Annotated in this window: 17 protein-coding genes; 6 read left to right on the top strand and 11 right to left on the bottom strand. The window is 72.0% G+C overall.

The features are described 5' to 3' along the window. Positions 1–10 precede the first annotated feature (10 nt). The 6 genes from DEU34_RS14395 (at position 11) to DEU34_RS14370 (ending at position 6,023) form a co-directional block, all read left to right on the top strand. Positions 11–352, top strand: a complete 342-nt coding sequence (locus tag DEU34_RS14395; protein WP_121151392.1) for a GNAT family N-acetyltransferase — start codon at positions 11–13, stop codon at positions 350–352. Beyond that, positions 349–1,362 (top strand): pirin family protein, encoded by a 1,014-nt coding sequence (locus DEU34_RS14390; protein ID WP_121151390.1) that lies wholly within the window; start codon positions 349–351, stop codon positions 1,360–1,362. The genes DEU34_RS14395 and DEU34_RS14390 overlap by 4 nt, the downstream gene beginning before the upstream one ends. Before the next feature lie 158 nt (positions 1,363–1,520). After that, entirely contained in the window at positions 1,521–2,075 is a 555-nt protein-coding gene (locus DEU34_RS14385; RefSeq protein ID WP_121151388.1) for an ECF transporter S component, read from the top strand. A 39-nt stretch (positions 2,076–2,114) separates the two neighbouring features. After that, positions 2,115–3,890 (top strand): ABC transporter ATP-binding protein, encoded by a 1,776-nt coding sequence (locus tag DEU34_RS14380; protein WP_121151386.1) that lies wholly within the window; start codon positions 2,115–2,117, stop codon positions 3,888–3,890. Beyond that, positions 3,887–4,705, top strand: a complete 819-nt coding sequence (locus DEU34_RS14375) for an energy-coupling factor transporter transmembrane component T (protein WP_121151384.1) — start codon at positions 3,887–3,889, stop codon at positions 4,703–4,705. Before DEU34_RS14380 ends, DEU34_RS14375 begins: the two co-directional genes overlap by 4 nt. A gap of 55 nt (positions 4,706–4,760) precedes the next feature. Next, on the top strand, positions 4,761–6,023 hold the full coding sequence (locus DEU34_RS14370) for an LCP family protein (RefSeq protein WP_121151382.1): 1,263 nt from the start codon (positions 4,761–4,763) through the stop codon (positions 6,021–6,023). A gap of 20 nt (positions 6,024–6,043) precedes the next feature. Here DEU34_RS14370 and DEU34_RS14365 read toward each other — a convergent pair whose 3' ends face one another. The 11 genes from DEU34_RS14365 to DEU34_RS14315 all read right to left on the bottom strand — a co-directional run bounded on the left by DEU34_RS14365 (position 6,044) and on the right by DEU34_RS14315 (position 19,073). Beyond that, positions 6,044–6,886, bottom strand: a complete 843-nt coding sequence (locus tag DEU34_RS14365; protein ID WP_121151380.1) for a CoA ester lyase — start codon at positions 6,884–6,886, stop codon at positions 6,044–6,046. Continuing rightward, on the bottom strand, positions 6,883–8,070 hold the full coding sequence (locus tag DEU34_RS14360) for a CaiB/BaiF CoA-transferase family protein (protein ID WP_121151378.1): 1,188 nt from the start codon (positions 8,068–8,070) through the stop codon (positions 6,883–6,885). The genes DEU34_RS14365 and DEU34_RS14360 overlap by 4 nt, the downstream gene beginning before the upstream one ends. Then, positions 8,067–10,082: an SUMF1/EgtB/PvdO family nonheme iron enzyme gene (locus DEU34_RS14355; RefSeq protein WP_121151376.1), complete on the bottom strand. Its 2,016-nt coding sequence runs from the start codon at positions 10,080–10,082 to the stop codon at positions 8,067–8,069. The genes DEU34_RS14360 and DEU34_RS14355 overlap by 4 nt, the downstream gene beginning before the upstream one ends. Then, positions 10,079–11,020 carry a ribokinase gene (locus DEU34_RS14350; protein ID WP_121151374.1) on the bottom strand — a complete coding sequence of 314 codons (942 nt, stop codon included), beginning with the start codon at positions 11,018–11,020 and terminating at the stop codon, positions 10,079–10,081. Before DEU34_RS14350 ends, DEU34_RS14355 begins: the two co-directional genes overlap by 4 nt. Then, positions 11,017–12,387, bottom strand: a complete 1,371-nt coding sequence (locus DEU34_RS14345) for an ADP-ribosylglycohydrolase family protein (RefSeq protein WP_121151372.1) — start codon at positions 12,385–12,387, stop codon at positions 11,017–11,019. The genes DEU34_RS14350 and DEU34_RS14345 overlap by 4 nt, the downstream gene beginning before the upstream one ends. Further along, the gene (locus DEU34_RS14340) at positions 12,384–13,574 is read right to left on the bottom strand and encodes an ADP-ribosylglycohydrolase family protein (protein WP_259460179.1); all 1,191 of its coding nucleotides are present in this window, start codon (positions 13,572–13,574) and stop codon (positions 12,384–12,386) included. The genes DEU34_RS14345 and DEU34_RS14340 overlap by 4 nt, the downstream gene beginning before the upstream one ends. A gap of 65 nt (positions 13,575–13,639) precedes the next feature. Next, a complete protein-coding gene (locus tag DEU34_RS14335; protein ID WP_259460178.1) occupies positions 13,640–14,935 on the bottom strand; it encodes an ABC transporter substrate-binding protein in 1,296 nt (431 codons plus the stop codon). A 29-nt stretch (positions 14,936–14,964) separates the two neighbouring features. Continuing rightward, positions 14,965–15,801, bottom strand: coding sequence for a carbohydrate ABC transporter permease (locus DEU34_RS14330; RefSeq protein WP_259460177.1), 837 nt, complete (start codon positions 15,799–15,801; stop codon positions 14,965–14,967). Beyond that, on the bottom strand, positions 15,798–16,736 hold the full coding sequence (locus DEU34_RS14325) for a carbohydrate ABC transporter permease (protein WP_121151368.1): 939 nt from the start codon (positions 16,734–16,736) through the stop codon (positions 15,798–15,800). The genes DEU34_RS14330 and DEU34_RS14325 overlap by 4 nt, the downstream gene beginning before the upstream one ends. Beyond that, positions 16,733–17,773 carry a LacI family DNA-binding transcriptional regulator gene (locus DEU34_RS14320; RefSeq protein WP_121151365.1) on the bottom strand — a complete coding sequence of 347 codons (1,041 nt, stop codon included), beginning with the start codon at positions 17,771–17,773 and terminating at the stop codon, positions 16,733–16,735. The genes DEU34_RS14325 and DEU34_RS14320 overlap by 4 nt, the downstream gene beginning before the upstream one ends. Positions 17,774–17,999: 226 nt before the next feature. Further along, on the bottom strand, positions 18,000–19,073 hold the full coding sequence (locus DEU34_RS14315; RefSeq protein ID WP_183042499.1) for a M15 family metallopeptidase: 1,074 nt from the start codon (positions 19,071–19,073) through the stop codon (positions 18,000–18,002). Positions 19,074–19,114 lie beyond the last annotated feature (41 nt).

Raw genomic sequence — 19,114 nt, 5'->3', positions numbered from 1 at the left:
AGGAATCCGCATGACCCTCGAGACCCGCGTCACCCGCAACGACGAGACGTCGCGGTACGAGATCCACGTCGGAGACGCCGTCGGCGGTTTCGCCGAGTTCCTGACCTCGCGCAGCGGCCGCGTCATCATCACCCACACCGAGCTCGACCCGCAGTTCAAGGGTCAGGGGTTGGGGTCGATCCTCGCCGGCGAGGCGCTCGCCGACCTCGCCCGTCGCGGCGATGTCGTCGTGCCGCGATGCCCGTTCATCGCGCACTACCTCAAGGGCAACGACGTCGCGGGCCTCGTCGTCGACTGGCCCGACGACGACGACGCCGCGGAATCGGCGACCCCGGGCGAACAGTCGTCGTGACCCGGCTCGACACCGACGGCGCCGCCGGCCGGTCGCCCGAGACCGAGGGCCCCGTCGCCTGCGACGGACCCCGCAGTCTGCTGCTCGAGGCACGGGAAGTGCCGCTGGGCGGGGTGCGGGCGATGTCGGTGCATCGCAGCCTGCCGCAGCGCGCACTGCCGATGGTCGGCGCCTGGTGCTTCCTCGACCGCTTCGGTCCGCAGGAGGCGAAGATGCGCGTCGAGCCGCACCCGCACATCGGACTCCAGACGGTCACCTGGCCGTTCGTCGGCGACGTGCGGCACCGCGACGCGGTGGGCAGCGACGTGGTCGTCCGACGCGGCGCGCTGAACCTCATGACGAGCGGGGCGGGCATCTCCCACTCCGAATACTCGGTCGGCGACGACCCCGTGCCCCTCGACGCCCTCCAGCTCTGGGTCGCGCTCCCCGAATCGCGTCGCCACGGCGCCCCCGCGTTCGAGCAGCACGCCGAGCTGCCCGTCGTCGCGCTCGAAGCCGTCGGCGCCGGCGCCGAGGGCGAGGCCACCGTCGTGCTGGGCGAGCTCGCCGGCGTCTCGTCGCCGGCGACCGTCCACACCCCGATCGTCGGAGCAGAGGTGCGCATTCCGGCAGGCTCCACGGTGCGCATCCCGCTGCGCCCCGACTGGGAGCACGCGGTGGTCGGATGCTTCGGAGAGGCGCACGTCGCGTCAGACCCGACCGCACCCGTCGCGCTCGACAGCACGCACCTGCTCTACCTCGGAACGTCGCGCGAGTGGGTCGACGTCTCGAGCGGCGCCGACGCGACGGTCTTCCTCCTGGGAGGCGAGCCGTTCGAGGCCGACATCGTCATGTGGTGGAACTTCGTCGGCCGCACCCACGACGAGATCGTCGACGCCCGCGATGACTGGGAGGCAGCGGCCGCCCGGTTCGGTCACGTCGTCGACCACGCCGACGAGCGCATTCCCGCACCGCCCCTCCCCGGCGTGCGCCTCACCCCGCGCCGTCGCCCTGAGCGGCCTCGCGGCTGACCACGCCGCATCCGTCTCGGCATCGAAGGGCCGCGCACCGACGGTGCCCGATTCCGCCGATCGTGCGCGAAAATCCGGGCACCACCGGCCGATACGGGCACTCTCGAGCGACCCGGCCGCCCGGCCCGCGGCCAGACCGCGAGCGATACGCTGGAGCCGTGGCGGCAGCATCCCGACTCTCCACGCGCGTCCTGCTGGTGTGCGCGGCCATCGGCGTCGCCACGGGCCTGCTGGGTGCCGTCGCCGGCTGGGTCACCCCGGCGGTGATTGCCGGCATCCCGGTGATCTACGGCTTCGTGCTCGGCGTGCACGTGATCCCGGGGATCATCTCGCAGGAGGTGCTGCGGCTTCCTCTCGTCGCCCTCATCACCCACGTGCTGGCCGCTCTCGTCTCCAGCGCCGTCGCCCCGCAGTTCGCGCTGTCGTTCCTCGGCACGGCGCTGCTGTTCGGCGGCATCCAGGAGGGCGTCGCAGCCCTCACCCGCTACCGTGTCTGGCGATCGTGGCGCTTCTTCATCTCGGCGGTCATCATCGGCGCCGTCATCGCCGTCGCCGTCGGATTCATCGCGCACCTGTCGACGATGGCGCCCTGGGCGGGCGTCTCCTACCTCGTCCTGGCCGTGCTCGGACCGGTGGCGTGGACGGCCGCCGCCCTCGCCGTCGGCGCCGCCCTCCGCCGCACCGGAGTCGGCCGGGTCCCCGGCCACCGCTGAGCCCCGGCCCGCCAACTTAGGGTGGGCTAAGTTGGACGGATGACGTCCGTCCCCCTCCTTCGCGTCCGCGGGGTCGGGATCACCCACGACGAGGCATCCACGGCGACCCCCGCCGACGTCACCTTCGACGTCTCGCCGGGCGAGGTGGTGCTCCTGCTCGGACCGAGCGGCTCGGGCAAATCCACCCTCGCCCTGGCTCTGAACGGACTGATCCCCCATGCCGTTCCCGCGACCGTGGTCGGCACGGTGCGGGTCGGAGAGGCGGATGCGGCGACCACCCCGGTGGCGGAGCTCAGCACGCGGGTGGGAATGGTGTTCCAAGACCCCGACGCTCAGCTCGTCACGGGCACCGTGCTCGACGAGGTGGCGTTCGGACCGGAGAACCTGCGACTGCCGGTCGACGACGTGCTCGCGCGCGCCGAGACAGCGCTCCGACGCGTCGGACTCTGGCACCGCCGGGCCGACAACCCCGACCTCCTGTCGGGCGGCGGCCGTCAGCGTCTCGCGATCGCCTGCGCGCTGGCGATGGGGTCGCCCCTGCTCGTGCTCGACGAGCCCACGGCGAACCTCGACCCCCGCGGCATCGAGGAGGTCTACGCGGCGCTCGCGGATCTCGTCGCCGAGGGCGACCGCGCGATCGTGCTCGTCGAGCACAACCTCGACGCCGCCGTCGGGCTCGTCGACCGCGTCGTCGTGATCGACGCCCGCGGCCACCTCGTCATGGACGACACCGTCGACGCCGTGATGCGACGGCGCGCCGACGAGCTGCTCGACCTCGGTGTGTGGCTGCCGACCTCCGCGCTGGCCGCGATGCGCCTGCGCCGCGCGGGGATGACGCTCGATCCGCTCCCCCTCACCCCCGCCGAGCTGCACGCCGCGCTCGAGGCCGAACCGGCCATCGAGATCGGTGCGATCGGCGGGAACAGGCAAGCCGCGGCCGCTCGCGCACCGATCGCGGCCGATTCCACCGGTTCGGGTGGAGCTCGACAGGCTCCGTCGACCGCAGCATCCGCGCCCCTCGTGCGGGTGCGCGGGCTCACGCTGACACGCGGGCGCACCCCCGTGCTGCACGACGTCGACCTCGACATCGCCGCGGGCGAGTTCATCGCGATCGTCGGCGCGAACGGCGCCGGCAAGACGAGCCTCGCGCAGGCGCTCGCGGGGGTCATGCGACCGCCCCGCGGCACGGTCGAGGTCGCCGGGCGCGACGTGCACCGCACCGACGCGCGCACCCTCGCCGCGTCGGTCGGCTTCGTCTTCCAGAACCCCGAGCACCAGTTCGTGGCCAACTCGGTGTTCGACGAGCTCGCCCACGCACTCCGGATGCAGCGGCTGCCCGACGACGAGGTGCACCGTCGTGTCGACGACATGCTCGCGCGCTTCGGGCTCGAGCACCGCGCGCAGGCGCATCCGTTCCTGCTGTCGGGAGGACAGAAGCGGCGGTTGTCGGTCGGTACGGCACTGATCGGCGGCGCGCGCCTGCTGGTGCTCGACGAGCCGACCTTCGGCCAGGACCGCGCCCGCGCCGACGAGCTGCTGTCGCTGTTGGAGGGGCTCCACACCGAGGGCGCCACCGTCGTCGTCGTGACGCACGACATGCAGCTCGTGACCGACTACGCCGAGCGCACGGTGGTCGTCTCCGACGGACGCATCCTCGCGGCCGCGCCGACCACGGCCGTGTTCGCCGACGACGCCCTCATCGAACGCGCGGGCCTGCGCCCGCCGCCGCTGCGGCAGGCGCTCCGGGGGCTGACGCATCATCCGTCGCTGTCGTCCGTCGCGCGCATCGCCGATCTCCCCGGGGCGAGAGGATGACCGCCGTCGTCGACCCGTACGCCGAGGCCGCGCCCTCCCGCGGGCTGCGCTTCCTCCCGGCGCTGAACCCGCTCGCGAAGATCGCCGCGCCCCTGCCCGCGATGATCGCGCTGGTGTTCGCGCGCGATCTCGCGGCGCCGCTGGCGTTCCTCGTGCTCGCGTACGCCGTGCTGCTGGTGGGCGCCCGGCCGAGCGGTCGGATGCGGGGGCTGCTCGCCTTCGCCATCCCCGCCTCGGTGCTCGTGATCGGCCTCGGATTCTCGGTCTGGGCCGACGCCGCGCGCGTCGACCAGTCGGTGACGGTGCTGCAGCTCGGCGGGTGGACGCTGTACGGCGGAGCCCTCGCGACAGGGTTCGCGACGGCGCTGCGCCTCGGGGCGATCGTCGCGCTCGCGCTCGTCGGCGGGCTCACCACGACCGGCCCCGACCTGGTGCGCTCTCTCGTGCAGCAGCTGCGCGTGCCCTACCGGATCGGATACACGGCGCTGGCCGCATTCCGCTTCGTGCCGAGGTTCGGACACGAGCTGGAGATCATCCGTCAGGCGCATCGGGTGCGCGGGGCGCACGGCGGCCGTGGGCCCGTCGCCGCGGCCGCGCGCTGGGGAGGTTACATCGTGCCGCTCCTGGCCGGGGCGATCCGTCATGCCGAGCGGGTCGCGCTCGCCATGGACGCGAGGGCCTTCGGCGCCCACCCGACCCGCACCGAGCGCCATCTCGTGCCGTTCCGCGCGCGGGACGTGGTGTTCGTCGTCGCGTTCTGGGCAGCATCCGCGGCGCTGTTCGCGTGGGCCGGCGCCACGCCCCTCGCCGGCTGAGCGGGTAGGCCTACGGGCCCCTGCATAGACTCGTCCGAGACCGACGAGGGGAACCATGACCCGACGACGCAAGACCGTGGCGCAGCACGCGCGCCTCGGATCGCCGAGCCTGGTGGCCCAGCTGCTCACGCTGGTCGGCGTGATCGTCGCGGTGGTGCTGGTCGCCGGCGCGGGCACGATCGGTTACACCGCGTACAGCCTGGCGGCCTCCATCGAGGAGAACTCCGTCGACCTCGACACCGAGGTGGCTCAGCCTCCCAGCGTCGGGGCGTACGAGGGACCGTTCGACGTGCTCATCGTCGGCACCGACGAGTGCGAGCCCGATCTGATCGCCATGTTCCCGGGCCGGTGCACAGGACCCGACGCAGACGGTCGCCTGAACGACGTGAACATGCTCGTGCACGTGTCAGACGCCCCCCGCCGCGTGACCGTCGTGTCGTTCCCCCGCGATCTGCAGGTCGCGATCCCCGAATGCACCGACGACGACGGAGTCGTGCATGCCTCGGTGAGCAAGCAGTCGCTCAACGCCGCCTACGGAAAGGGCGGTCTGAACTGCGTCGTCAACACGGTGTCGGCACTGAGCGGGCTCAGCATCCCGTTCGCCGCGAAGGCCAGTTTCGGCAACGTCATCGCCATCACCGACGCCATCGGCGGGGTCGAGGTCTGCATCGGTGAGGGCGGACTGCGCGACCCGAAGAACACGGGCATCGACTGGTCGGCCGGTCCCCGCACCGTTCAGGGCGCGGAGGCGCTGCAGTTCCTGCGCGTGCGGTCCGGCGTCGGCGACGGCAGCGACCTCGCCCGTATCGGCAACCAGCAGCAGTACCTGTCGAGCCTTTCCCGCAAGCTCACGGGCGGCGTACTCTCCGATCCTGCCGCGGTGCTGCGCCTGGCGACCGCCGCATCCGAGAACATCACGCCCAGTTCGAGCCTGGCCAACCCGATCCGCATCATGCAGCTCGCGCTCGCGGCGAAGGACGTTCCGACCTCCGACATCACCTTCGTGCAGTTCCCGGTGTTCGACGACCCCAGCAACACCAACCACGTCATCCCCGATCAGCAGGCGGCCGCCGAGCTGTGGGATGCCCTCGCGCAGAACCGACCGCTCGAGCTCACGGGGCAGCTCGGCGCGAACGGGGGCGTCGTCGAGGCAGCCCCGACCGAGACGACACCCCCGTCCGACGCGCCCGAGCCGACACCCCCGTCCAACGCACCCGAGCCGACAGATGCGGTGACCTCGGCGCCGTCCGACGAGTCGGTCGCGCTGCCGGGGAACGTCAGCGGCTCGAAGGCCGACCAGGCCACCTGCACCGCCTGAGCGGCGGGAAAGACGGCGGATCAGCGGCGTGCAGCGGCGAGGGTGCGGTGTGCCGCGCGCACCATCGCGACGTCGAGGAACGTGCCGTCCTCGAGAACGACCGTTCCCGAGCCGTCGCCCGCGGCGGAGCCGACCCTCGCGATGATCTCCTCCGCCCGTCTCACCGCGGCATCGGTGGGCGTGAACACCGAGCGGATCACCGCGAGCTGCCGCGGATGTATCGCCGTGCGCCCGCCGAACCCGAGACGTGCCCCCTCCCGGCAGCTGCGCTCCAGCCCATCGAGGTCGCGGACATCGGCGTAGACGCTGAGGAGAGGGGCGGGCAGACCCGCCGCGGCCGCGGCGTTGACGACGCGGCTGCGCGACCAGCGCAGCCCCGCCTCCCCCTCCTCGCCCTCGGGGACGGCGAGCTCGGCGCGCAGATCCGCCTCGCCCGTGGAGATGGACGCCGCTCCCGACGTGGCGATCTCGAACGCCCGCTCCACGGCGAGCGCCGTCTCGAGGAGGGCGTGCACATCACGGCCCGGGAGCGCCTGCAACACCTGGTCGACGTCGGCGGCGGACTGCGTCTTCGACAGACGCACGCCGATCGAGACCGGGAGGATTCGAAGCGCCGCGAGATCATCGTCGTGCCAGGCGGAGCCGCGGGCGTTGATCCGTACCTGCACCGCCACGACCGATCCCTCGCGCGCCGCGGCGTCGATCTCGCCGGCGAGGGAGGCCAGCACCTCTCGTGCGACGGCCTTGCGCGCCGGCGCGACGGCGTCTTCGAGGTCGACGATGACGCCGTCCGCCCCGGAGCGGAGCGCTTTCACGACCCGCTCGGGACGATCGCCCGGAACGTAGAGCGCCGCGATGGTCATGAGATCGTCCCTTCGTCGCGCAACGCAGCGATCTGCGCGGCGGTGTACCCGAGTTCCTCGAGCACGCGGTCGGTGTCGGCGCCGTGGCCGCGACCGGTGAAGTCCACACGCGACTCGCTCTGCGACATGCGGAACAGCGGCCCCTGCATCGCCATCTCGCCGAGGTCGGGATCGTGGATGCGGCGGATCGTGCCGATGGCTTCGAACTGGGGGTCGTCGACGATGTCGCTCGCGTCGTAGATGGGCGCGACGGCTGCCTCGGCCGCGTCGAAGGCGGCGATCACCTCCGCGCGGTCGTGACGGGCGATCCACCCGCCCACCGCCTCGTCGAGCACGTCGGCGTGCGCGGCGCGCTCGGCGCCCGACGCGAACCAGGGCTCGTCGACGAGTTCCGGTCTGCCCACGAGGGCCATGACGCGCTCGGCGATCGACTGCGCACTGGTCGACACGGCCACCCACGAGCCGTCGGCGGTGCGGTAGGCGTTGCGCGGCGCGTTGTTGCCGGAGCGATTGCCCGTCCGCGGCTGCACGGTGCCCAGCTGATCCCACCGGGTGATCTGCGGACCGAGCATGGCCAGGATGGGCTCGATGATCGCCACGTCCACCTCCTGCCCGCGCCCCGAGGCATCGCGGGCGTGCAGCGCCACCATCACCGCGTACGCGGTGGCCAGCGATGCGACCCCGTCGGCGAGGCCGAAGGGAGGCAGGGTGGGCGGCCCGTCGGGCTCGCCCGTGGCGGCGGCGAATCCGCTCATGGCCTCGGCGAGGGTGCCGAACCCGGGCCGCGAGCGGTACGGACCGATCTGGCCGAACCCGGTCACCCGGGCCAGCACGAGACCCGGGTTGTCCGCGGAGAGCTCCGTGTAGCCGAGGCCCCAGCGCTCCAGCGTTCCGGGTCGGAAGTTCTCGATCACGACGTCGGCGGTGGCCGCGAGACGCAGGAACGCCTCCCGGCCGCCCTCGGTGTGCAGGTCGATCGTGACGGTGCGCTTGTTGCGCCCGAGCGTCTTCCACCAGAGGTTGTGGCCGTCCTTGCTGGGGCCGTGGCCACGGGAGGGGTCGGGACGCGTCGGATGCTCCACCTTGATCACCTCTGCGCCCATGTCGCCGAGGTGCATGGCGGCCATGGGCCCGGCGAACAGCGTCGAGACATCGATGACGCGGAGGCCGTGCAGGGGGGTCATCGCTCGCCGTCCCAGCACACGCGGAAGCCGATCGAGGGGGATGCGTCGATCCCCAGCCCGGGGAGGAGGTATTTCGCCGCGAACTGCGGATGCTGCGGCCCCCCGTCGAAGTACCAGTCCGACCCCTCCGAGCGGTGGTCGCTTCCGCCCTTCAGCATCACGAACCGCGTGCGTCCGTCGCTGTGCTCCGACTCGGTCCAATTCCACACCAGAGGACGCCGGCGCGTGAAACCCGTCTGCTCGGCGGCGAGCTGCCACTCGTCCTCGCTGGGCAGTCGTCCCCCGACCCAGGCCGCGTAATCGCGGGCACGGGCGAACGTCACCCGCGAGACGGGACGTTCGGAGCGGGGGTGCTCGGACGCGTCGGCCGCACCGATCGCGTCGAGGTACCGCGCGAACTCGGCCTCGGTCACCTCCTTAGCGGCCACGCGCACGGGAGCGTCGAGGACGGCGACCCGCTCGAGCGTGCGCAGGTCGTGCAGACGCGGCGGGAGCGGCTTCCACTCGTCCACGTAGGGAGCACCCTCGTACATGCCGGTCTCCCTCATGCGGTACCGCACGGTCAGAACGTGCTCGCCCTGCGGGACGACGAGAGCCCCCGCCGAGGCGCGCGCGATCTCGGCGGCACCCGCTGAAGCCCCCTCACGCGGGACGGGCGCGAGCCGATGTGCCCGCCGGTGGGGGAACGTCGCATCGGCGACGTGGGGCCTCCCGGCGAGCGCCACGGCCACATCGCGAAGCTCCGGCGGTGGCGAGGCGTCGCCCTCGACCCGCGCCACGGCGGCGACGCCCCGCGCCGGCACCGTCACCGCGGGCGGCTGCGTCATCAGGACGGCGTCCGGCTCGTGAAGCGCGATCCACCGGATCGGGGCCCGCCCGCCCGGCATCGGCTCGTCCGCCACCCGCGACGCGTCGGGCGACAGTCGGTGGACCACGTCGGCATCGCCCGCGTTGGCCAGCACCGTCACGGTGACACCCTCCAGGGCGAAGTCCGACCCGGTCACCGGTCCGTCGACGACCGTCAGCGGCGTCCACTCCCCCTCGACGAACCACCGGTGAAGCAGTCGCTGCACCGGCAGCATCCGTCTCAGCGTGCCCGCGTCGCGACGGTTCCACCCGACCCACGCGCCGAAGACGACCTCCCAGACCATGACCCCGACTCCGTTCAGCCACGCCGAGCGCAGCTCGTCGGCGTGGTCGCGATGCCAGCGCCGGATGTGGTGCTGCATGTGTCGTCGCTCGAACCACCTCGCCCGCAGGACGCCGGGGGCAGCGGAGTCGGCGAACCACTGCGCCCACGAGAGGGTGTGGTCGGCGATGCGCGCCGTGGCGAGCTTGGACTCCCCCTCGAGACCGATGCCGGGCCGCGCCTCGTCGAGCGCGGCCACGAGATCGGGTTCGGCCTTCTTCAACGTGTCGAGGAACACCCCGTCCGCGCCGAGACGAACGACCACGTCCGCGAGCTCGGCGGCGTCCTCGCCGCCCCGACGCGTGCCGGTGTCCCACGGGTTGTAGTCGACGAAGACCGCGACCCCCGCATCCCGCAGAGACGCCGCGGCCGCCTCGAGCCCCGGCACACGGTAGTAGTCCCACTGGTTGCGGTCGTCGATGCCGATGACCGGGTACGCGTGCCAGAGCACCACCCCGTCGAGCCCTCCGAAGCGCTCGCGGGCGTCGTGGAGGAAGCGCTCCGGGGTGAAGCGCTGCGCAGCGAAATCGAAGAACAGCTCGTCCCACAGCCACACCTGCGCGACGGTGAAGCACCGACTCGCCCAGGCCGAGGCCGGATCGTCGTAGCGGGCGGTCTGCGCGTACCGGCGACGCGCACCGTCGCGCCAGGCCGTCAGCTGCGCGCGCCAGCGAGACAGATCGGCCGGATCGTCGGGAGCGGCGAAGATCTTGGCGTCGTCGAGGCGCTCGGCCATTTCGCCTTCGGAGAGGTCGCCGTCCAGCGGCACGGCGGTGGGAAGGTCGATCTCCCGCGGGTGCAGCGGGTCGAATCCAGCGCTCATCGGCTCTCCCCCGAACGTGCGATCAGATCGGCGACCTCGGCGGCCGTGGGCACGGCGTCCTGGGCGCCGGGGCGTTCCACCGCGAGCGCAGCGGCGGCGCCGGCGACCCGCGCCGCCTCCGCGAAGACCTCGAGGACGGCGCCGTCGCCGGGCAGGGCGCCGGAACGGGCGAGGGATGCGGCGAAGACGCCGCAGAAGGTGTCCCCCGCACCCGTCGTGTCGACCGCTCTGACCGGGTGGGCGGGAAGCATCCGTCGGTCACCGGAGACCACGACGAGGCATCCCCGCGAACCCAGGGTGACCACGAGCGCCGGCAGTCGCGCGGCCAGGGCGCCCACGGCATCGTCGAAGCCCTCGACGTCGGCGATGTCGCGCAGCTCGTGCTCGTTGACCACCAGCACGTCGACGTCGGCGAGGAGTGTCGCTCCGTCGCCCGTCAGCGGGGAGGACGGGGCGGCGTTGAGGACGTGCCACGCCCGGTCCGCGCGGGCGGCAGCCGCCGCTCGGACGAGGGGCACAGGAACCTCCAGCTGCGTCACGAGCACTCGCGCGCCGGCGACGATCGCGCTCTGGCTCTCGCTCAGCTGCGTGGGTGCTCCGTTCGCCCCGGCGACCACGACGATGGCGTTCTCGCCGTCGTCGTCGACGGAGATGAGCGCCGTACCGGTCGGCGCATCGGCCGTCTCGAGCCCGGCGACATCGATACCGTCGGCGCGCATGCCCTCCCGCAGCTCGGCGCCGCCGGCGTCATCGCCGACCGCGCCGACGAAAGCGACCTCGGCGCCTCCCGCGCGGGCGGCAGCCACCGCCTGATTCGCGCCCTTCCCCCCGCCACTGCGGCGGAGACCGGAGGCCAACACCGTCTCGCCGGGTGCGGGGATGCGGGCGACGCGCGCGACGACGTCGAGGTTGGCGCTTCCCACGACGACGACGCTCATGCGCTCATCCTCTCCGGCAGCGCCGCCGTCCGTTCGGCGAGCGCGCGGATGGAGCGTTCCGATCCACCCGGGAGCGAGGTGGAGATGCTGTCGCGCAGCGGTGAGGTCCATCGCTCATCGATCCCCTCGGATCCGAGGAGTCCGCCCAGCACGGACCCGACCGTGGCCCCGGCGGAGTCGGTGTCCCATCCGCCGGCCACCGCGAGCGCCACACCGGTGCCGAAGCGGCCGTCGGCGCCCTCGATCGCGCACGCGATGAGCGCGGCGTTGTTGAGGGTGTGCACCCAGTGCATGCCGCGGAACTCCTCGTGCAGCACGTCGAGCGCCCCGTGCGTCGTGCGACGGCCCGCGACGATGTCGGCGCCCAGCTCACGGCCCAGCCGCACGGCGCCCGCGAGGCGCGACCGCGGCGGCACCACCCCGCTCGCCGCATCGAGCGCTTGGCCGGCGGAGCCCGCGACGATCGACTCCGCGCAAAGGGCCGCAGCCCACATCGCGCCGTACAGGCCGTTGCGCGTGTGACTGAGTCGCGCGTCGGTCCACGCCGAAGAGGCCGCCGCGAGCGGATCCCCCGGGTTCGCCCATCCGTGCACGTCGGCGCGGATCAACGCCCCGATCCACTCGCGGAAGGGGTTGCGGTACGTGGCGGTCTCGGGGACGGGTCGGGCGTCGAGCAGGTTGCGGTACGCCGCGCGTTCCGCCGTGAAGACGCGACCGGCCGGCAGCGACGCCAGCCAGGCCTGCGCGACGTCGTCGGTCGTCAGCGCGGGCCCGTGCTGCTCGAGCAGATCGAGTGCGAGCAGCGGGAAGTTCAGGTCGTCGTCCTCCGGCATGCCGTCGATGTTCTCCACGAGCGACGTCGGAGCAGAGCGGCGGTTCCAGGGCCACCGCTCGGCGACGTCCTGCGGCAGCCCCACGGCGGTGAAGTAGCCCCTGATGGGCCAGTTCCCGGTGCTCCGCGCGATCTCCTCCACCCCGGCACGAGGAATCTTCTCGACCGGCTTCCCCAGCAGACAGCCCGCCGCGCGCCCCAACCACGCGCCGTGCACCCGGTCGAACGAGGCCCGCCGCACAGCATCCGGTCGTCGCGCGGTGATGATCTCTGCGATCGCGGCCCAGTCGTCGGGCTCGTCTGCGCTGGGCGCCCGGTGACCATCGAGCTCGTCGAGGATGCGCCGCGCGAGCGAACGCACCTCCGGCGCCGCCGGAACGGCGCTCGCCCCGCTGGGTGCCAGCACCGTGGACCCGCCGGCGCCCTCCCACCGCCGCGCGACATCGGCCAGGGCGTCGGCCGGTACGCCCTGCTCGCGCAGAGCCACCAGTTCCGCAGCCACGAGGTCTTCGGGCTGAGCCCAGGTCAGCCTCATACGGGAACACCATCCCACTGCCCGGCCAGCAACGCCTCGAGGGCCCCGCCGCGGGCGCGGGCTCGCTCCGCGTCGGCAGCGGCGACGTCTCGGACGACGGAGGTCATCGTCTGAATCACACCGTCGAGATCGAGGCGGCTCGCCTCGGTCACGCCCGACACCCATTCGTCGGGCACTGCGGCGCGACCGCCCAGACCGCCGCAGATCGCGCCGGCCATGACGGCGATCGAGTCGGAGTCGCGGCCGTAGTTGACCGCATCGAGAACGGATGCGGCGAGGTCGCCGCCGTGCGCGACGACGAAGGCGAGCGCCACCGGCAGTTCCTCGATCGACTTCGTGCGCGAGGGCAGGCGGGCATCCATCGCGGGCGCGCGGTAGGCGTCTCCGACGGTGTCGAAGGGCGACACCGCAGCGCGCACCACCCGGCCGAGTTCGCGCGGATCGTCCGACCCGCCCCCCGCGAGGAACCGGTCCACGGCCTCGAGCACCGCGCGGAGGGCCGCTGCCGTGCCGTCGTGCGCGACGGAGAGCGCCGCCTCTCGGACCGAGGCCACGGTCGCGGCGGGCGCTGCCGCGGCGGCGACCGCGGCAGCGAAGACGCCCGCGGCCTCGCGGCCGTACGAGGCCTGGTGCGCGCCGGTGATGTCGATCGCCTCCGCGTACGCCGCCTGGGGGTCGCCGATGTTCACGAGCCCGACCGGCGCCATGTACATCGTGGCGCCGCAGTTGATGATGTTGCCCACACCCGCCTCCCGGGGGTCGGCGTGACCGTAGTGGAGCTTGGCGACGATCCATTTCTCGGCGAGGAACACGCGCTGCAGGATCAGCACGTCATCCTCCAGCTCGGGCACCCAGCGGCGCTCACCGATCATCAGCGGCACCAGGTCGCTGGCCACGTTGTAGGCGTCGAGGTGCGCGCGCCGGGCGTCGTACACCTGCACCAGGGCATGGGTCATGAGGGTGTCGTCGGTGACGTGCCCGTCGCCCTTGTGGTACGGCGCGATGGGTCGCGCGGTGCGCCAGTCGGCCAGGAACGGACCGACGATCCCGGTGACCCGTCCCTCGTACCGCTCCTCGATCTGCTCCGGCGTCCACCCCTCGGTCGCACCGCCGAGGGCATCTCCCACCGCCGCGCCCGCGAGCACGCCCGCGACCCGATCCTGCAACGCATCCATTGAATCCCTCATCCGTTCGTCTCCTGCCGGCTTGCTCGGGAGACGGGCCGTGCGCCCGTCCCCCGTATCGTGCGCGTCTATCCCCTGATCTCCGACCAGCCCTCGCTCAGCTGGGTGCCGAGTTGATCCGAAGAGATCTGGTCGGCGAGGTACTGCTGGAACGCGGGGGTGGCGATGGTGTCCTTCCACTCCGTGTAGCCGTCGACCTTGAGGAAGGGCGGACCGACCAGGCCGTCTCCCGAGGCGAGGATCTGCTCCCAGCCCACGGCGTCGCCGGCGAGCGCTGCCACCCGGTCGCGGGCACCCTGCGAGGAGGGGATGAGTGCGTCGGCGTACGCAATCTCAGCGAGGTTGTCGGCACCCATGAAGAAGTTCAGGAACTGGGCGGACTCCTCGACGTGCTCCGAGTCCACGTTCACCGAGTAGGTCTGCGGGTTGGCGGCCTGGAGTGCGCCGGCGCTCCCCTCCAGCGGCGGCAGGACCGTCCACTCGAAGCCCTCGGGCGCGTCGCTGGCGATGTTCGTCGCCTGGAAGGAGCCCTGCACCGTGAGGGCCACCTTGCCGCCGTAGAAGGACGCGAGCACCTCCGAGCCCGACTGCGTGAGCGAGGTCGGGTCGAGCGAGCGATCGTCGTAGGCCATCTCGTGGATACGCTCGGGCACGGCGAGTTCGTCGGCCCCGACGTCGATCGAGGCGTCGGCGCCCTGCCCGTCGAAGTAGCCTCCGTCGAAGCCCAGCGACAGGCTCATCATGGTCGCGGTGGGTGAGGCGAGCCCCCACCCGAGGCCGAACTGGCCGTCGGTCGTGGTCGCCCGCGCGATCTCCTGCAGCTGCTCCCATGTCATCGAGTCGCCCGTGGGGATCTCGACGCCGGCCTGCTCGAGCAGCGCGGTGTTCGCGAACACCATGTACGACTGCAGGGTGGAGGGGTAGGCGATGATCTGGTCGTCGACCGTCACCGAGTCCCAAATGCCCTCGGAGATGTCGTCGCGCAGCTCGGGGTCGATCAGATCGGTCAGGTCGGCGAGATACCCGTCGAGCGCGAACGACGTGATCGACGACGCCTCGTAGTGGATGATGTCGGGCGCCGTGCCGCCGGTGAACTGCGTGATGAGCTTGTCGTAGGTGCCGTCCCAGCCTGCCTGCACGATCTGCACCTGGATGTCGGGATTCTCGCCGTTCCACGTGTCGACGATGTCGGCGATGGCCGCCTGCGTGGCCGGCTGATCCGAGAGCGACTGGAACTGGAGGGTGACGACGCCGTCCTCGCTGGTGGATCCGCCGCTCGCGCTGCCCTGCTGGCACGCGCTGAGGGCGAGGGCGGCGATGCCCGCGAGCGCCAAGGCGCCGATGCCTCGGGTGGTTCTCAACATGATGACCTTTCTTTCTCCCAATGGGGGGACTAGCCCTTGACGGCACCGGCGAGCATTCCGCCGGTGAGTTTCTTCTGAAGGATGCTGAAGATGATCAGCGACGGGATCGTGGCGAGGATCGCCCCGGCCGCGAGCGGGCCGAGCTGCGTCTGGCCCTCCGCGCCCAGGAACGAGCGCAGCGCGATCGGCAGGGTGTACAGCTCGGGACTCTGGATGAGCACGAGAGCGAGGAAGAACTCGTTCCACGCCGACACGAAGGTGAACATCGCCGTCGCGACCAGGCCGGGAGCCAGCAGCGGCAGGACCACGCGGCGCAGGATGGTCAACCGACCGGCGCCGTCCATCTCGGCCGCCTCCTCCAGCTCGCGCGGGATCGCCGCGACGTACCCCTGCAGCATCCACAGGGTGAACGGCATCGTGAAGGTGACGTAGACGAGGATCAGCCCGAGCAGGGTGTCGTTGAGCTGGATCGTCCGCAGCACGAGGAACAGCGGAATGATGATGAGGATCGACGGGAACACCTGGCTGGTGAGGATCCACACCGTGCCCGCCGCTCGCAGCTTGCCCTTGAGCCGGGCGAGCGCGTAGGCCATCGGCATCGACAGCAGCACCGTGATGACCATCGTGCTGACCGAGACCAGCACCGAGTTGCCCGCGGCCGTGATGAGGCTCTGCCGCTCGAGGGCGGTGACGTAGTTGCCGAATTCCCACACCGCGGGCAGCAGGTTGACCGCCAGCGAGTTCAGCTCGGACGACGTCTTGAACGACGCCGAGAGCAGCCAGAGGAGCGGGAACCCCAGGAAGATCAGGTACCCGGCCAGGGCGGCGTACATCAGACCGGTGGTGTACCAGGGACGCCGGGTCACGATCGACCGCCCTTCGCCTGACGGAACTGATGCACGAGGTAGATCGACAGGAAGAGCATGATCGCGATGACCAGCACATCTCCCATCGCCGAGGCGTAGCCGATCTCGCGATTGCGGAACGCCTCGAGGTAGGTGAACAGCGGCGGGATCATCGTGCGCCCGCCCGGCCCGCCCTCGGTGAGCACGTAGATGAGCCCGAAGGAGTTGAACTGCCAGATGAAGTCGAGGATCGTCACCGCGATGATGATGGGGCGCAACGCCGGCAGGGTCACGTGCCAGAAGCGGCGCAGCGCCCCGGCCCCGTCGACGGCCGCTGCCTCGTGCAGTTCGGGGGCGATGGACTGCATGCCCGCCAGGAGCAGCACGGTGGTCTGCGGGATGCCCGACCACACGCCGACGACGATGACCGCGGGCAGCGCCGTGGAGAAGTCGCCCAGCCAGTTCACCCCCGGCAGACCGAACCACCCGAGCGTCGCGTTGAGAGGACCGGAGTTCGGGTTGTAGATCATGCGCCACACGATCGCGATGACGACCGGCGGCATCGCCCACGGGATGAGCGCGAGCACGCGGGTGAGGGTCTTGAGGCGGAGGTTGCTGTTGAGCAGCAGTGCGAGGCCCATCGCCGAGACGAGGGTGAGCAGCGCGACCGATCCCGCCCAGACGAGCCCGATGCCGAAGGAACCCCAGAAGCGCTGATCGCCGGCGAGCTCGATGAAGTTGCCGAGCCCGATGAAGTCGATCTCCGCATCGCGGCGCAGCGTGGCGTTGGTGAACCCGAGCGCGACCCCGCTGACGAGCGGGACGACCGAGAAGATGATGATCGGGAGGAGAGCCGGTACGACGAGGGCGATGGCCTCCCGACGCTCGGCACGCGCCCGTGGGCCGATCCTGCGCACCGTGGCCTTCGCCGGGCGCTCCCGGGTGAGCGTGCTCATACCGCGTCCTCCCGTGCGACCGCCCGCAGCGAGGGCTGCGCCCGCCGGCTCGACCCGCGTACGACCAGCGAGGGCGCGACCGTGACGGTGTGCGCGGCACGCCCGGGGTCGGCGATGCGGGCCAGGAGCAGGTCGGCGGCCACTCGGCCGCGCTCCTCGGCGCCGAGGTCGACGCTGGTCAGCCCGAGACGGGCGACGCGGGACAGCTCGGTGTTGTCCATTCCGGTGACGGCGAGGTCGTCCGGCACCGTCCTCCCCAGATCGTCCGCGGCATGCAGCACACCGATGCCGATGAGGTCGTTGGCGGCGACGACGGCGTCGGGACGGAACCCCTCGGCGGTCTCCAGAACCTCCAGGGCCGCGCGGTGGCCCGCGGCGATGGTGAAGTCGGCGGCGATCACCGTACGGCTGTCGATCCCGGGGTGGTCACGCATCGCCTCTTCGAATCCCTGGAGCCGCAGGCGCCCGGGCGTCGTGTCCACGGGGCCGTTGATGAACGCGATGCTGCGCCGGCCCTCTGCGACGAGGTGGTCGACGGCGAGACGCATGCCGGTCACCGAGTCCGCCTGCACGGTGTCGAGACCCGAGCCCTGCGAGGCCACACCGAGCATGACCACGGGCACCGGGACGTCGACGAGCGCCTGGAGAAGCTCGGTGGTGACGCGCAACGGCGACAGGATCATGCCGTCGACGTAGCCGCGGCCGAGGTCTCGGACGACGTCGAGCGACGAGGACGCGGTGCCGGTGGAGGAGATGACCAGGCGATACCCCGAGTCGGAGACGACCCGCTCGACCGCGCTCATCATCTCGACGTAGACCGGGTTGCCGATGTCGGCCACGGCATACGCCAGCTGCTGGGTGCGACCGAGTTTGAGCGAACGCGCGGCGGCGTCGGCCACGTACCCCAGCTCCTCGGCTGCACGCCTGACCTTCTCCACGGTTTCAGCGCTGGCGATCTGTCCGTTCAGCGCGCGGGACGCGGAGGCGATGGAGACGCCGGCCAGCGCGGCGACCTGCGTGATGGTGGCTCGAGGCACATTCTCTCCCTTGAGATGCGCGGATGGAAACGTTTACACCCGCGGCGTAAACGTTTCCACTAACCGGTGCGTATGTCAACCCGAAGGTCGATCGCACCGCCTGCTTCGCGAGCCCGCGTGCTTTCGCCGAGCCCGCACGACGTCAACGCCGGCAGCGTGCGGGCTCGGCGAGTGGATGTGGTCTCGGCGGCGGTGGGACGGATGCTGCCGGGTGCGCGGGCGGGGGTCAGCTCGCGTAGCCGGGGGCGGCGGGGAGGCCGAAGAACTCCTCGAGCGTCGTCCAGCCGCCGTCGTGGTACGCCCGGGCGAGCTCGGGGCCGACGTACCGGAGGTGCCACGGCTCGGGGAGGTAGCCCGTGACGTCGGTGCGCCCGTCGAGGTAACGGACGATCCAGCCGTGCTCCCAGGCGTGCTCCGCGACCCACGCGCCCTGCGGGGTCGCGGCGAGGTCGTCGAGCGAGCCGCATCCCGACGCGCCGCACGCGACGACGTCGGCGCCGAGGCCCGACTGGTGCTCGCTGAAACCGGGCCGCGCGCTGACGAGATCGGCGCCGGCGACACCGCGGTCGCCGACGTGACCGCGGTAGGTGGACTGCTGCGTGGAGTACGAGCGGTACCCGCTCTCCATCGCCAGATCGCCCGCGCCCGCCTCACGAGCGGCGCCGATCATCGCCGACAGGGCGGCCGCCGCATCCGCCCGCAACTCTCCGCCCGAGAGGCTCTTCACTCCCCCGGGAAGCGCCAGGGGCGACGGACCGAAGTCGATCGGCGAGAACGGTCGCTGCTTGTTCACGACGACCCAGGTGCGGTTCGGGTCGCCGAGGGAGATGCACGGCGCCGCACCCGCGGCCACCGCCGAGCGGAAGGCCTCGGCGCCGCCCGCGGCGGCGATGGTCGCGCCGTCGTCTCCGGAGGCGAGCACCTGGGTGAACGTCGGGTCGTCGCAAAGAGCGCGTCCGGCGGTGGTGGCGTCCATCGTCGGCGACGGGAGCCCTTCGACGGGCATCGCCTGGATCATCGCGTCGATGCTCGGCGACGGTTCGCTGGAGGTGGCCACGCGGTCGGGCGCGGAAACGGGCGTGCCCTCGGTGAGCACCCCTCCCGCGACCGCGGCCGTGACCGCCCCCGCACCGCCGAACAGCAGCGCGGCGGAGGCCGCCACGGCGAAGATCGCGCGCAGTCGAGCGGCCCGGCGGCCCCGCGCGTGACGAGCAAGAGTCCGCGGCGCCATCGACGCGCGCTCGGCCGCCACCCGCGCCTCGCGGCGCGTGCGGGGGGAGAACGGGCCGGGTTCCGTCACGTCCCCATTGTCGCCGATCGGTCGGGACGAAACGAGGGAGC

The sequence above is a fragment of the Microbacterium sp. AG1240 genome (assembly GCF_003635115.1).
GTDB lineage: Bacteria > Actinomycetota > Actinomycetes > Actinomycetales > Microbacteriaceae > Microbacterium.
The sequence above is the reverse complement of the archived record's forward strand: the minus strand, read 5'-3'. Positions and strand labels throughout refer to the sequence as shown.

What these genes read in the sequence shown, in the direction of transcription:
- DEU34_RS14325 (WP_121151368.1), bottom strand. Translation starts at nt 16,736, where the DNA reads ATGAGCACGCTCACCCGGGAGCGCCCGGCGAAGGCCACGGTGCGCAGG.
- DEU34_RS14365 (WP_121151380.1), bottom strand. Translation starts at nt 6,886, where the DNA reads ATGACCATCGCGGCGCTCTACGTTCCGGGCGATCGTCCCGAGCGGGTC.
- DEU34_RS14340 (WP_259460179.1), bottom strand. Translation starts at nt 13,574, where the DNA reads ATGAGGGATTCAATGGATGCGTTGCAGGATCGGGTCGCGGGCGTGCTC.
- DEU34_RS14350 (WP_121151374.1), bottom strand. Translation starts at nt 11,020, where the DNA reads ATGAGCGTCGTCGTCGTGGGAAGCGCCAACCTCGACGTCGTCGCGCGC.
- DEU34_RS14355 (WP_121151376.1), bottom strand. Translation starts at nt 10,082, where the DNA reads ATGAGCGCTGGATTCGACCCGCTGCACCCGCGGGAGATCGACCTTCCC.
- DEU34_RS14345 (WP_121151372.1), bottom strand. Translation starts at nt 12,387, where the DNA reads ATGAGGCTGACCTGGGCTCAGCCCGAAGACCTCGTGGCTGCGGAACTG.
- DEU34_RS14380 (WP_121151386.1), top strand. Translation starts at nt 2,115, where the DNA reads ATGACGTCCGTCCCCCTCCTTCGCGTCCGCGGGGTCGGGATCACCCAC.
- DEU34_RS14375 (WP_121151384.1), top strand. Translation starts at nt 3,887, where the DNA reads ATGACCGCCGTCGTCGACCCGTACGCCGAGGCCGCGCCCTCCCGCGGG.
- DEU34_RS14335 (WP_259460178.1), bottom strand. Translation starts at nt 14,935, where the DNA reads ATGTTGAGAACCACCCGAGGCATCGGCGCCTTGGCGCTCGCGGGCATC.
- DEU34_RS14395 (WP_121151392.1), top strand. Translation starts at nt 11, where the DNA reads ATGACCCTCGAGACCCGCGTCACCCGCAACGACGAGACGTCGCGGTAC.
- DEU34_RS14370 (WP_121151382.1), top strand. Translation starts at nt 4,761, where the DNA reads ATGACCCGACGACGCAAGACCGTGGCGCAGCACGCGCGCCTCGGATCG.
- DEU34_RS14360 (WP_121151378.1), bottom strand. Translation starts at nt 8,070, where the DNA reads ATGACCCCCCTGCACGGCCTCCGCGTCATCGATGTCTCGACGCTGTTC.